General features: G+C 39.0%; 14 protein-coding genes. 6 read left to right on the top strand and 8 right to left on the bottom strand.

Going from position 1 to position 14,044, the window contains the following annotated elements; translation table 11 throughout:
• Positions 1 to 22: 22 nt before the first annotated feature.
• From HUS61_RS02180 to HUS61_RS02160, 5 genes are all read right to left on the bottom strand, one after another.
• Entirely contained in the window at positions 23 to 1,597 is a 1,575-nt protein-coding gene (locus tag HUS61_RS02180; RefSeq protein ID WP_130166323.1) for a BCCT family transporter, read from the bottom strand.
• 332 nt (positions 1,598 to 1,929) lie between these two features.
• Complete coding sequence (asnB, locus tag HUS61_RS02175) at positions 1,930 to 3,597, bottom strand: asparagine synthase B (RefSeq protein WP_175081991.1); 1,668 nt, start codon at positions 3,595 to 3,597, stop codon at positions 1,930 to 1,932.
• Positions 3,598 to 3,966: 369 nt separating this feature from the next.
• Positions 3,967 to 4,902 carry a biotin-dependent carboxyltransferase family protein gene (locus HUS61_RS02170; protein WP_175078354.1) on the bottom strand — a complete coding sequence of 312 codons (936 nt, stop codon included), beginning with the start codon at positions 4,900 to 4,902 and terminating at the stop codon, positions 3,967 to 3,969.
• Positions 4,899 to 5,567 carry a 5-oxoprolinase subunit PxpB gene (gene pxpB, locus HUS61_RS02165; RefSeq protein ID WP_175081990.1) on the bottom strand — a complete coding sequence of 223 codons (669 nt, stop codon included), beginning with the start codon at positions 5,565 to 5,567 and terminating at the stop codon, positions 4,899 to 4,901. Before pxpB ends, HUS61_RS02170 begins: the two co-directional genes overlap by 4 nt.
• A gap of 152 nt (positions 5,568 to 5,719) precedes the next feature.
• A complete protein-coding gene (locus HUS61_RS02160) occupies positions 5,720 to 7,243 on the bottom strand; it encodes a leucyl aminopeptidase (RefSeq protein ID WP_175081989.1) in 1,524 nt (507 codons plus the stop codon).
• A 157-nt stretch (positions 7,244 to 7,400) separates the two neighbouring features.
• Here HUS61_RS02160 and msrA point away from each other — a divergent pair, with 157 nt between their 5' ends.
• Positions 7,401 to 8,678: a peptide-methionine (S)-S-oxide reductase MsrA gene (msrA, locus tag HUS61_RS02155; protein ID WP_175081988.1), complete on the top strand. Its 1,278-nt coding sequence runs from the start codon at positions 7,401 to 7,403 to the stop codon at positions 8,676 to 8,678.
• 61 nt (positions 8,679 to 8,739) lie between these two features.
• Here msrA and HUS61_RS02150 read toward each other — a convergent pair whose 3' ends face one another.
• Entirely contained in the window at positions 8,740 to 9,204 is a 465-nt protein-coding gene (locus tag HUS61_RS02150) for a hypothetical protein (protein ID WP_175081987.1), read from the bottom strand.
• Positions 9,205 to 9,399: 195 nt separating this feature from the next.
• Positions 9,400 to 9,819 carry a hypothetical protein gene (locus tag HUS61_RS02145; protein WP_175081986.1) on the bottom strand — a complete coding sequence of 140 codons (420 nt, stop codon included), beginning with the start codon at positions 9,817 to 9,819 and terminating at the stop codon, positions 9,400 to 9,402.
• A 539-nt stretch (positions 9,820 to 10,358) separates the two neighbouring features.
• Here HUS61_RS02145 and HUS61_RS02140 point away from each other — a divergent pair.
• From HUS61_RS02140 to HUS61_RS02120, 5 genes are all read left to right on the top strand, one after another.
• Entirely contained in the window at positions 10,359 to 10,787 is a 429-nt protein-coding gene (locus HUS61_RS02140; RefSeq protein ID WP_175081985.1) for a hypothetical protein, read from the top strand.
• Positions 10,788 to 10,883: 96 nt separating this feature from the next.
• Positions 10,884 to 11,324: a DUF695 domain-containing protein gene (locus HUS61_RS02135; RefSeq protein WP_175081984.1), complete on the top strand. Its 441-nt coding sequence runs from the start codon at positions 10,884 to 10,886 to the stop codon at positions 11,322 to 11,324.
• 39 nt (positions 11,325 to 11,363) lie between these two features.
• Entirely contained in the window at positions 11,364 to 11,807 is a 444-nt protein-coding gene (locus tag HUS61_RS02130) for a hypothetical protein (protein WP_175081983.1), read from the top strand.
• Between the two features lie 99 nt (positions 11,808 to 11,906).
• A complete protein-coding gene (locus HUS61_RS02125) occupies positions 11,907 to 12,431 on the top strand; it encodes a hypothetical protein (RefSeq protein WP_175081982.1) in 525 nt (174 codons plus the stop codon).
• 75 nt (positions 12,432 to 12,506) lie between these two features.
• A complete protein-coding gene (locus tag HUS61_RS02120; protein WP_175081981.1) occupies positions 12,507 to 13,424 on the top strand; it encodes a hypothetical protein in 918 nt (305 codons plus the stop codon).
• A 69-nt stretch (positions 13,425 to 13,493) separates the two neighbouring features.
• On the opposite strand, the gene HUS61_RS02115 is transcribed toward HUS61_RS02120, so the two are convergent.
• Positions 13,494 to 13,916 (bottom strand): hypothetical protein, encoded by a 423-nt coding sequence (locus HUS61_RS02115; protein ID WP_055197207.1) that lies wholly within the window; start codon positions 13,914 to 13,916, stop codon positions 13,494 to 13,496.
• Positions 13,917 to 14,044: the final 128 nt, after the last annotated feature.

The following is a 14,044-nucleotide window of genomic DNA, read 5'->3' as shown; positions in this document are numbered from 1 at the left end:
TTTTTATTAATTAAAGGCAAGTTTAGTGTCTTGGTTCTGTTCGTAAGCCAAGGATTAAACTCACACACATTAATAGCAATACAAAGGTAAACGGCAAGCCCGTAGATACGGCGCCGGCTTGTAAGGCCTCGATTGCTTGTGTGCCACCAATCCAAACAAGTGCAGCTGCAATAGCGCCCTCGATTGTTGCCCAAAAGATACGTTGTGGCACTGGTGCGTCAACTTTACCACCGGCAGTGATTGAGTCGATTACTAATGACCCTGAGTCAGATGACGTAATAAAGAACACGAGTACTAGCACAATTGCAATGAATGAAAGCACTTGCGACATTGGCAGGGCTTCAAACATTTGGAACATTGCAAGTGGTACATCAGTTAAGCCTTTTTCACCTAGTACACCCACTTTATCAATAACTTGTTCAATAGCGATACCACCATAAATTGACATCCAGAAGATAGTCACAACAGTAGGAACTAGTAATACAGCAATTAAGAACTCACGAATTGTACGGCCTTCAGATACGCGCGCAATGAACATACCTACAAACGGTGACCATGAAATCCACCAAGCCCAGTAGAATACAGTCCAGCCATGCATCCATGTTTCATCTTCACGACCATGTGGATTACTCAGCGGAATAATGTTTTCAACATAACCCATTACTGTATTAGGAAGGTTGCCAAATGCTGCAGAAAAACCAACAAGAGCAACGAATACAAGTAATACAAAAGCAATAAGCATGTTTACGTTACTAAGTAGTTTTACACCGCCGTCGATACCGCGAACAACAGAAATAACAGCAAGTAATGTAACACCTACAATAACGCCAATTTGTAAGCCAATTCCGCTATCAGTACCAAATACATGGTTAATACCTGCAGCAGCTTGTTGCGCGCCTAAACCAAGAGACGTTGCAAGGCCGAATAGAGTGGCAAGTACAGCTAGAATATCAATAAGGTGGCCAGGCCAGCCCCACGCTTTGTCACCTAAAATAGGGTAAAAAATTGAACGAATTGATAACGGCAAACCTTTGTTATAGCAAAAGAACGCGAGTGAAAGCGAAACAACGGCGTAAATTGCCCAAGGATGTAAACCCCAATGGAACATAGTTGCACCCATTGCCAGTTTGGCAGCTTCTGGCGTGTTTGCTTCAACACCAAGTGGTGTTTCATACCAACCTGTAAAATAGGCAACAGGTTCTGCTACGCCCCAGAACATTAGGCCTATACCCATACCTGCAGCAAATAACATTGCAAGCCAAGAAATACGAGAGTGAGTTGGACGCGCTTCTTTACCACCAAGGCGTATATTTCCGTATGGTGAAACAATTAACGCTAAGCAAAACAATACGAATAAGTTTGCTGACCACATAAAAAAGCCATCAAAGTTATTAATAATGTCGTTCTTAATACCATTCAGGGTTGTTTTCGCTGTTTCAGCATCTGAAATAAGTGTTGCCACTAAGAATAGGGCAATTAAACCAGCACTAATGCCAAATACAGGGTTATGCACATCAAAACCCCATTTTTGTACATTGTCCTGACCGACGGTGTAGTCGGTATTGTCGATACTGTACTTATCATGATGTTCGCTCATGAATACCTCTTGTTGTAGTTATATCTAGCAGAAAGCTAAACGGCCGGATGGCACAAGTTCAACTAATAGTCTTTTTACGTGTAAAACTTAAAATTAGTTTGTAGACGAACTAAATTTGTACCAAAGTCTAATCTTTAGTGTAGGAGTTCGAAAAAAAATGTAAATGGTTTTGTCCCTAAACAGCCGAATAAATGCAGTTTTTTACGTTTTTTGTTGGAATTGTGAACAAATTGGGTCGGGAATGGAATAATTTGATGACAGTATTATTTCAAAGCAAATTATTTTAATTGAGAGGAAAGTGCTGCAAACACAGGGCTTGCAGCACAAAGTTACTACTTTTTGTAAGCGTCGTTATGAACGCCAGCAGCACGACCTGAAGGGTCAGCATTGTTTTGGAATGATGCATCCCAAGCAAGCGCTTCAGGAGTAGAACATGCAACTGATTTGCCATGCGGAACACATTTCGCAGCTGCATCACCAGGGAAGTGCTCTTCGAAAATACTACGATAAAAATACGCTTCTTTAGAATCAGGCGTATTAATCGGGTATTTGTATTTTGCATTAGCAAGGTCTTGATCGCTTACTTGTTCGTTCACATACTCTTTTAAAGTATCAATCCAGTTATAGCCTACGCCATCAGAGAACTGCTCTTTTTGACGCCAAAGTACGTCGTCTGGTAGATAGCCGTCGAACGCTTCACGAATAATGTGTTTTTCGATTTTACCGTCTTTACACATTTTCGCTTCTGGGTTGATACGCATTGCTACGTCTACAAATTCTTTATCTAAGAATGGCACACGTGCTTCAACGCCCCATGCTGCCATTGATTTATTCGCGCGCAAGCAATCGAACATGTGTAGTTTAGAGACTTTTCGGTTAAGCTCTTCGTGGAACTCTTGCGCATTTGGCGCTTTGTGGAAATAAAGGTAACCACCAAATAGCTCATCAGCACCTTCACCTGACAACACCATTTTAATACCCATGGCTTTAATTTGGCGCGCCATTAAGTACATCGGCGTTGAGGCACGAATAGTTGTTACATCGTACGTTTCGATGTGATAAATCACTTCACGTAGGGCATCAATACCTTCTTGAATAGTGAAGTGAATAGGGTGGTGAACCGTGCCAATCATATCAGCTACTTTTTGTGCAGCTGCTAAATCGGGTGAACCTTCAAGACCCACAGAGAAAGAGTGCAGTTTTGGCCACCATGCATCAGACTCGTCATTATCTTCGATACGTTTTGCAGCAAAACGTTGTGTGATAGCTGAAATTACAGATGAGTCTAAACCGCCAGATAATAGAACGCCATATGGAACGTCACACATTAATTGGCGTTTAACAGCTGCTTCTAGGCCTTCTTTAACATCGCTCGCTTTTGCTTCGTTGTCTTTTACTGCATCATAGCTTTGCCAATCACGGCTGTAATACTTACGAAGTTGACCATCTTTGCTCCACAAGAAATGACCCGGAGGGAACTCTTCAATATGTTTACAAATTGGCGAAAGTGCTTTTAATTCTGAGGCAACATAAAAGTTACCATGTTCATCATGACCCATATAAAGCGGAATAATCCCGATATGGTCACGACCAATTAAGTAGGCATCTTGTTCTTCGTCGTATAAACAAAAGGCGAAAATACCATTTAAATCATCTAAAAACTCAGGGCCTTTTTGTTTATATAAAGCCAAAATAACTTCACAGTCAGACTGAGTTTGAAAAGTAAAATCAGTTTCTAAGCTAGCAGCGAGCTCTTTGTGGTTATAAATTTCACCGTTAACAGCAAGAATATTTGTACGCTCAGGGTTGTACAAAGGCTGTGCACCACTCGATACGCCAACAATCGCTAGACGCTCGTGCACTAAAATAGCTTTATCTGATGAATACACGCCAGACCAATCTGGCCCGCGGTGCCTTAATAGTTTTGACATCTCAATTGCTTGGCTACGCAATTGAGCGGGATCAGATTTAATATCTAATACCCCAAAAATTGAACACATAGTGACTCCTCATTCCAAATATGTGCGCAGTTAACAGAATTTATATAACTGCGAATGTTTGTTTTAACAGAAATAATTACCTAAGTCACACAGGTTTTTTAATTAATTGAGAATAAAATATGCACCCGCACTTACCTCTTTGCACCAGTATGGGGTAAGTGGTTAAAGGGTGAGCAGTTTAAATGCTTGATTTGTGCAAATTGGATGATAATGAGTCTGGAATAAAGGCTTTTGTTACTACATTTTCTGCACAGCTTTGGTGCAAAGGAATGCGTAGGGTTTTTACCTTTTTAAATGTATAGACAAGCCATGAAGGCAACGCGAGCAAAGACTTTCTATGCTCGCTTTTTAAACACCAATAAATTAACGCTATTTATTAATATAGTTTAGCGCTATAGCAAGTTGATTTAAGTGCGCAGTGAGCTTTTCTTGTGCCTCGTGGGCTTCGTTGAGTGTAACAAACTTAAAGTGAAGGAAATCGCCGGGTTTTAATTGTGCAAAGTGACGAAGATCGGCTTCGATCACGGTGCCGAGCAATGGATAACCACCCGTTGTTTGCGCATCGTTTAATAGCACTATGGGTTCACCGTTTGGCGGAAGCTGAATACAGCCAGGAGCAACAGCCATAGAGGGTAATGAAACATCATGGCTGATATCACATTCATCACTTAATAGTCTTGTGCCCATGCGGTTACTATTAGGCGATACATGCCAAGAATGATTTATAAAGTTAACGATGGTGTCTTTTGGTAACAGTGCTGCATGTGGTGCAGCATGAATACGAATTTGTGTACTTTTAGGTGGTAGCATGGCGCCTAAGCCAACTTTGGTATTGTACCTTGGCGTTATATCAAAACTATCGCCAGCCTGTAGTGCTTGACCGGTTAAGCCACCAAAACCCGCTAATATATCAGTAGAATAAGAATCTAAAATGGGCTCAGGTAAATGCCACTCGCCGCCAATAGCAAGGTAACTTCTAAAACCATGACGCGCCGCATTAAACTTTAATACATCGCCTTTTTTTATGTAAAAGCTCCAGCCAGGATCAACAGGGTTGCCATTTACTGTGGCTTTCATATCTGTGCCGTGCAGAGCAATGTAGTAATCGTTATCGAACTGAATCTCGGCCAGACCCAAAGTGATCTCAATAACGGGGTTGTTGTCGTCGTTGCCAACTAAACGGTTTGTAATAACTTGAGCGTAAGGGTCTATACACCCTGATTGACCAATGCCTAAATGGCGAGAGCCTGTGCGGCCTTGATCTTGTATAGACATTTGCATGCCAGGTTTGATGATAGTGATCATTTTAACACCTCCTGAATAACAAACTCTAAAGTATCACCGGGTTCAATAGCACAAGGCGAGGCTGCATTGATATCAAACAGACGAAAATCTGTATGACCTATAATTTGCCAGCCACCAGGGGAGCTTTCAGGGTAAATACCGGTTTGATCGCCGCCGATAGCAACAGAGCCTTTTGGAACAGAGAGCCTTGGTTCAGCATGACGAGGTGTGTAAAGTTGTGGATTTAAACCATCTAAATAAGCAAAACCGGGCTTAAAGCCTAAAAAAAGCACGTGGTATTTGGCACTGCTGTGCATTTGAGCAACATCATCAACAGAAAGATTATGATGTTTAGCAACATACGCTATATCAGGCCCATATTCACCACCATAACGAGTCGCAAGTTTATGATGACGTGAGTTAAAGTCAGTGGCTTTAAGTTCGTGCCATTGTTCAAGTAATCGTGGCAGCCAACCAGCAAGTTGAGCGGGCTCTTTTAGATAAAGCGTTAAATTATTATTGGCAGGGACTACATCAACAAAGTCATCACTGCTTTGGCAATATTGGGCTAATGCCCATATTTTCTTTTGCGTAGTGAGTGTGTCGCTTGCTGTTTCATAGGCATCAAAAAAGATGCTATGCGTAGTGAGCGCCATAATTTTAGGTGTACTATTGGTCGTCGTCATTGCGTATCAATCTTATTATTATCCCTTAATGCTTATTAGCATATAGGCTGTTTGTTGATGATGTAAATGTGTCTTTAGTGTTAATTAGAAAAACTCAAGACAATCAAGTGGCTATAATAGCTTATAACCACTTGATAAAGTGCAATGCCTAATTACTGTGCGTTATTTAGTAACCAATTAGACAGTAAACGTACGCCATAGCCTGTACCGCCTTCAGCTAATTCATCTTTAGCTTTAGAATTTAGCGCGTTACCAGCAATATCAATGTGAACCCAACGTGTGTCACCGGCAAAGTTTTGTAAGAAACTCGCTGCTGTAGTAGCGCCAGGGCCATGTGAACCGATGTTTTTAAGATCAGCAATGTCTGACTTTAACGCATCTTCATAACCTAGAGGTAAACGCCATAGGTTTTCATTTACTTGCTTACCCGCAATAGTTAGTTGCTCAACAAGAGTATCATCATCAGAGAAAACCGCCGCGTAGTCATTACCTACAGCACGAATTTTAGACCCGGTTAGGGTCGCAACATCAACCATAATACTTGGCTTGTACTTGTCGCGGGCATACCACATTGCATCACTTAATACTAAACGGCCTTCAGCATCTGTATTTACAATCTCAACGCTTAAACCTTCTGCGGTTCTTACAACGTCACCCGGCGCTACGGCAAATTGCGATACCATATTAGCTGCCATACCCATGACAGCAACGACATTTGTGTCGGCTTTAGCCAGTGCCATAGCTTTAACAGTACCTAGTACGGCTGCTGCGCCTGCCATGTCTGATTTCATGCGGGCGATTGAAGCGCCTGTTTTAAGGCTGTAACCACCAGAATCAAAGGTAATACCTTTACCCACCAACGCGATAGGGGTGTTTTTATTACCTTGATAATGTGCAACCACTAAACGTGCACCTTCTTCGCTACCACGGCCAACCGCCTCAAGTGCGCCCATGCCCAGCTTTTTAAGTTGCTTAGGCTCTAAAACAGTAATTTTAACACCTAACTTTTTAAGCTCTTTTGCCGCTTTAGCAAAATCAACCGGGGTCATTTCTGTTGCAACTTCAGACGTTAAGTCACGTGCTAAAAATACACCTTGTTCAATGCTTTGTAGTAGTTTATGGGTTTTGGCCGCTTGGTCTAAATTCTCAACATCTAATGTGTAATTAACAACATGGCTGTCTTGTTCTTTTTTGTATTGCTCAAAACGGTGGTCACGTAAATTTGCGCCATGAGCAAATTCTGCTGCATATTTAGCATTGATTGCGCTGTCTTTTAGCTCTGAAAAATCAAGGCTAACATTTGCTTGCTTAGCCGACTGCAATTTAGCGTGAACGTTACCACCTAGTTTTGCCATTTTTGCTGCATCTAGTTTTGGCTGCTCTCCTAAGCCAACAAGTAAGATGCGTTGATGGTCGCTACCGTTAGGTGCGATAACTTCTAAAGTTTTGCCATAGCCTGCTTTAAAGTCGCTAAATTCAATGACTTTATTTAGGTGAGTTTGGGTTTCTGGCTTTAAATAATTAAAGTTAGCAACTTGGCTGTCTGTATCTAAAAATAAAACTAGGGTGTTGTCGTTCGGTTTAATTGATTTTGCAAAAGTGAACTCTGCTGCATTCACTTGCGTAGCAAGTGTTAACCCTAATGCAATAGCAGATAGGCTGTGTGCAATTTTCATTTTTTAATATCCCAATGTTAAAAAGCTGTGTTTTACCGTAAATAAGGTTAAGAGTTAAATTGTTAGCGGTGAATCGCTGTTTGCATGCGTTTAAGTTGAAATTATTAATACCTATGCTCGGTCTGTCTTAAATACAGGCTTTTAAGAGGAAATTAGTATGACAATTAAGTCGATGTTACTGACACTATTCACTTGCAGTGCCATTTTTACCACCAGCCCAATTAAAGCTGAAACAATGCCAGATAACGCGACAGGGCATATTGAAACCATTGTGCTTGGTTCAGGTTGCTTTTGGGGAGCAGAAAAACGATACGAAGCACTTGATGGTGTGTTGGATGCGGTATCTGGCTATGCCGATGGGCATGGATTTAAAGCGACTTACAAGAACATAACACGTAGCTCTCGGCGCTTTGATAAAAACAATTATGCAGAAGTTGTTAAAGTGACATACAACAGTAACGAGTTAACAACTCAATCGCTTTTAAAGCATTATTTTGAAAATCATGATCCAACTCAGCTAAATCGCCAAGGGAATGATATCGGTACTCAATACCGCTCAACAATTTTGGTAAGTAATAATGAGCAACTTGAGATTGCCAATAAACTTAAAGATGAATACCAAAGCAAATTAACCGCAGCAGGCTACGGCAAGATTGTAACTGTGATAAAACCGCTTGATGCATTTTATGCCGCTGAGGATTATCACCAAGATTATTTAAAGAAAAACCCCAATGGCTATTGCCCTGATCATTCAACGGGCGTTGTATTCACACCAGTAGAAAAACAGCAGGTTGATAACACAGCCTTATTGGCCGGCAAGCAAATTGTTGTGATAGATGCTAAAGGTTATTGCCCATACTGTGAAAAGTTTAAAAAAGAGGTAGCTAATCAGTACATGGGCTCGATACCTATGACATTCCGTCATGCTGATCAACTTGATGGCTTAACGATTAAAACGCCGACTTGGGCAACACCCACGTTATTATTTATAGAAAATGGCGAAGAGGTTTATGGTCGCCAAGGCTATGTTAGCAAAGGTGAGTTTTACAAAGCCTTAGGCGCATTTAAACTAGGTGATAGTGAAGCCTTTAGAGTGGCGTTTCATGCAAGAACAGACAGCCCATTTTGTAAGCAATACGATATCTTTAAAAATACACCAGACGGTATTTTTATTGATAAGCTAAGTGGAGCGCCGCTTTTTGACACCCGAGATAGATTTAACTCAGGCACTGGCTGGCTTTCTTTTACTCATCCTGTGAAAGACAGTGTAACTATGCATGAAGACAACAGTTATGGCATGCAGCGTATTGAGCTTAAATCAAAAAGCTCGGGCATTCATTTAGGTCATTTGTTCCCTGGTGAAGGGCCAAGAGGTAAAGACAGGTATTGCATTAATGCAACAGTGCTTGATTTTGTGCCAAGAGATAAATCTTAAAAGGTAACTGATGTAAGAAAACCAGCCGACATGGCTGGTTTTCTTTTAGCCTGATGACTTATTACCACAATTTTAATTCCTGTTTCGCGAGATTTAAGTTAAACGACACGAGTTCATTATTATTGAGCTGCACAGCCTCATAAAAGTCAGCAATGGCCGCTGTATCATTTTTCGCCATTAGTCGAGCAATGCCTCTATTACTTAATGCATAAGATGTCAGTTCATTACGTTTATAGTGCGGGGCATTGACCTTTTTTAGCATCGCGATTGCTTGCGAGCAATCTTGTTCAGCTTTATCAAACTGTTTTAGTTTCACACCCGCAACACAGCGGTTAAACGGCACGATATAGTTGTTAGCTTCGTTCATTGTCTCTAAAGAATTAGCAAAGTTGCCTTGCATAATTGCTTTTGAGCTTGCGTTATCGTCAACAACCATGAGTTTAAAGTCGTTGTCGTTGGCGAATACAAAATTTGAACAAACAAATAATATTAACCACACGCAGGGTTTAAGATTTAATTTAAACATTGTTTTCTCCTTGTTAGCGTAAGCGTTGTGCTTACTCTATAAAGTTAGAAAACAGGGTATAAAACTGACAAACGATATAATCGCACCCATAAGGTGAAGAAAAGTATTCTATAACGCAGATATTTTAGACGAAAAAAAGCCCGGTCAGAACACACAAGAACCGGGCTTTCGACAACAATTTGGTTGGGGTAACTTTTACAGCGCTAAGTTTTGCTTTGCGCGGCTTAAGTTGTGATTAACAAGTTCATTTTTTGAAATTTGCACTGCTTCATAAAAGTCAGAAAGAGCAGCAGTATCGTTTTCAGACATGATGCGTGCAACACCACGGTTACTAAGTGCAAACGATGTTAGTTCACGGCGTTTGTAACCTGGTACTTTACTTGTGCTTAGAAGTGAAATTGCTTGTGTACACAAGCTTTCCGCTTCTGAAAAATTCTTTTCTTTAACGCTTAATGCACAGCGGTTGAAGGCAGTTTCGTATTGGCTTGTTGCATTATCGTTAGTTTGAGCTTGCTCAATAACCATCAGTTTATAATCAGCTTGATCGGCTACTGCCATCGCTGAGCAAGTTAATAAAGAGCTAAGTGCAATAGTTTTTACAAGTGTTTTTAACATGATAGTTTTCCTCTGAATAAGTTGGTGTTTCTTGCCAACGAGTGAACTTTAAAATATTCCTATAAGCTGAACAAACGATTAAATTAAAACTGATAGATGAAGAAATTTAATCTATAGAGTAATTACTCAGTTCTCAGGGTTTTACTGTGGTGTAGAGGAGGTGAAGTTGTTTTATTCCTGTATTAAAAAGTGAAATTAGCTTAGCTGAGTGCTGATAATTTAATGCCGTCACGTCATGTACAAATGTTATTTGGGTTTAAGGGACGCGGCCGTTCTGTTAGGACAGTAGCAAAAGGTAAGTAACTTTGTTAAAAATTGTCTTTTAAGTAATATTCTGTCGAATTGTTCAGGTGATATTGTTCTCATAGCTAAAAAATTGGGTTTAGTACCCAGAGATAAACCGACTTGGATTGAAGTTGAATAAAAGGCTCTTTTTCTAAAGACCGACAAAATTAGAAAATTTGAATTCTGTTTGCTTTGCACTCATTTTAACCTACCGTTAAAGCTAATTAAGTTGGCGAAACAACTCAAGGAAAGGCATGGATAAATTTATTTGGGAGATTACTGTTCAAGATATTAATGAACATGCTGTTTGGCTTTTTAAGTACTGTAAGGACGATTCTGTTGATGAAACGATTGTAACACCAGCATCTGAAGCTGATACATTAAACCCACATAATCAGTTACTTGTAAAATCACAGTTTACTGATGCTATAGGCAATAAATTTTGGGGTTACATTAATATTGGCTTAGTTGGAGTTGAGTATACGCAACCATGTATGTTTGTTGATGATGAACCAGTTGGCTTTTGGTTTGGCATATCAACACCCAATGCAATTGATTTACCAAAGCTAAACTTTCCAATTCAAGCTGTTTCAGAGCCTATCTATGGCCTGCCTTCTCAAATCGAGACAATTAGTGGTTATGGCTATTTAGACATGCACTCAAACAAAACCTATCTCGATTAAGCCTGATTAATCGCTTTATTCTGTTTAGGATGTATTTTACTCGAAATTTTTGAAATATAGATTTGCACATAAACTTTTATACAAAGGAATTCATCAATGAAAATCGCAGCAGCCAATTCAGCACCATGGAATATAGCAGAAAGTGATAATGGCGGTATGCCAAGATTAATTCGTTATCGAACAGATCTGGCACCTTTTATCGCAAGCAGTGATTATCCTCAAAGATTAGTTATCATATGGGAGTATGATGCAGATAACCTTAATGGAATGCCATCAACTGAGCAAAGTGAAACGATGAAAAGTTTTGAGGACGCTTTAGTTGAGACTCTTGATTCAGATCGTTTAGCTGTCTTAGCATTTGTACTGACTTGTAATGGAAGCCGTGAATGGCATTACTATATTAACCGTGTTGACGAAGTCGGACTTAGAATCAATACGGCTTTATCTGAGTTTCCAAAATTACCTATACATCTGCAGGTTGAAAACGATCCTGAGTGGGAGCAAATCAGTCTTGTATACCAAATCTGCGGTGTTTAGCTAAAGCAATTAAAATGTTGTTCAAAGGTTTGATCCACGATGAATAAATTAATTATTTCAAGTTTAATTCTTGTTAGTATGATTACATTTTCTGTACCTGGTCAAGTTATGCATTGGGGGGATTTAGCATCAATTAAGAGAGAATTAATCGAAGATAAAGCAAGAGCATTTTTATTGCGTGAGAAGCCTGAACTCAAAAATGTTGCGGTTAAATTTGTTCAAATCGATGCTCAAATCCATAAAAACGAAGGCCCAACTTTGAATGTGGTGTTTATACATGCAAACTCCTTTAAACCAATCGAGCAAAGTGAACTTTACGATAAGTCAAAGAATTCCAGTGAAATCAAATATTGTATGGAATTTATCTTCATCTTTTTTTCAAAAAATGGCGAACCAGACAAATTGGTCGTAAAAGATGTTTTGCTTAGTAAAGATATTGAATCTTCGAAGAAAGGTTTTTGGGATACATACAATTCATTTTAATACAGAAAAAATGAGTTAAGATTTTAATCTTATTTTTACTTCTTGGTATGCTTTAAAGTAAATTTTAACTTGGAGCTTATACTTTTTAAGGACAAAATTATGAAAAAAGGACTTTTATCAATCGGGTTATTATTTACATCAAATCTTGCTTTTGCTGATTGTAAAATAGCGCTTGAAGAAAGGTTAAAAGACGATTTGGACCTCACATACCAACAATTTGACCAGACATACGATGCTGGGTTTAGATTGTTAGAAAAATCAGGCTGCCATGCTGAAGCCGCAATTCTGATAAAACGTTTTATCTCTCACAATAATTCAAAAGAAAACTCGTTAACGTGGCATTTAGCTCAAATGGAAGGGCTAGCTGGTGATTATCAACAAGCTGTTTTTCAAGCAAAAAAAGTATTGGACCCCGATGAAGAGGTAAGTGGTTCAAAAATGTATTGGAATGACTTTGTGTTAGGAAATATTGCTTTTTGGAATAAAGACAAAGCAAAACTAAAACAACACATAGCAAATATTGAAAAGGGACAAAGCTTTAAACCTAACCAGATAAATCTGAACTACCTGAATCAGTTGCTCAAACATTTTGATTTAAGTTACAAGCATGCATTGTCTATGTAGCCAACTTTTTAAACATGAATTACCGAATCTTAAACATATCCGACTTTAACCTAACAAATATTTATAACTATAATTATGCAAAAATTATCTAAAGTTCTTTTACTCGCCAGTCTCATATCTGGAGTGCCCTCATTTAATACGCATGCTAACAACCAGTCAGCAGATTTCGAAGTCATTAATCTCGCTGATGATTTTTATACTTTATATCAGTCAAGCAAGACATTGCCTGCAGAAAATAGAGCAGAGCAGTTTTCTCAACATTTTACCTCTGAATTTGCGCCTTTTTATAGTGATAAAAGCTTTGTTAAAGCTATTGAGGGGTTCAGTGAAATAGAAGAACTCTATTTATCAAAAAATAGGCGTTTATCTAAAGATTTAAACAGCAGTATGGAATCATTTATTGCTACTTTCCCTGATTTCAAATCTGAACCCCCCATTTACATACTTCACTCGTTAGGAAGGTTCAATGGGGCAACGCGAGAGTTAAATGGTAAGTCTTACTTAATGTTTGGTGTAGATCTTATGGCCAAGTATCATACCTGGAAAAACGATACGCCATTCTTTCATCACGAGTTATTTCATGTTTATCATGAAAAATTATTTCAATGTAAGCATGAGTTATGGTGCTCCATTTGGACTGAGGGATTAGCTACTTACGTTTCACATAAATTAACTCCGTCAGCCAGTGATGATGAATTGATGCTAAACATACCTAGCAATCTAGTAAAAAAGATTCGCTCAAGGCAGCTCGATTCTCTCGTTGACCTCAAGAAAAAGTTTTATTCGAAAAAACCTGAAATATATTCTTCATTTTTCAACTTCGCAAAGGACGAGACAAAGCTGCCATACCGAAGAGGTTATTACCTAGGTTTTATTTTAGCTAAAGAAATTGGCAAAAATTACAGCTTAGAGCAATTGGCTAAAATGGATAAACAGACAGTAGAGAGCCTATTGCTAAAAGAGCTTGATTTATTAATAAAAGCGGAAGGCTAAAAAACTAAACACCTAAACGACAAAACCCAGCCTAAGCTGGGTTTTGAGACAACACAATTCTGTGAGAACTTATAATGCTAAGTTCTTTTTCGCACGCGTTAAGTTGTGCTCTACTAACTCGTTACCTGAAATTTGTACTGCTTCGTAAAAGTCAGACAATGCAGCAGTGTCGTTTTCAGACATGATGCGTGCAACACCACGGTTACTTAATGTAAATGACGTTAGTTCGCGACGTTTATAGCTAGGTACTTTACTCGTACTTAGTAAGCTAATTGCTTTTGAGCATAATGTTTCAGCTTCAGAGAATTTTTTCTCTTTAACACTCAAAGCACAGTCATTAAATGCTTGTTCGTATTGACGGTTTTCTGCAACATCAGCAGTGATAGATTGGTCAATTACCATCAATTTGTAGTCACTCTGATCAGCCACTGCCATAGCTGAACAAGTTAATAAAGAGCTAAGTGCAACGCGTTTCATAAGTGTACTAAACATAATCATTTCCTCTATTTGAATCGGTATCAATCGCCGACAAATGAACTTTAATTGAACAGCGCAAATTCAACAAACGATAAAAAATGACCTAATAGATGAAGAAATTTAACCTATAGACTTTAGTCTAA

It is taken from the genome of Pseudoalteromonas sp. 0802 (assembly GCF_013350085.1).
In the GTDB taxonomy this organism is placed as follows: domain Bacteria; phylum Pseudomonadota; class Gammaproteobacteria; order Enterobacterales; family Alteromonadaceae; genus Pseudoalteromonas.
Note: the sequence above shows the minus strand (reverse complement) of the source record. Positions and strands in the feature narration are given on the sequence as shown.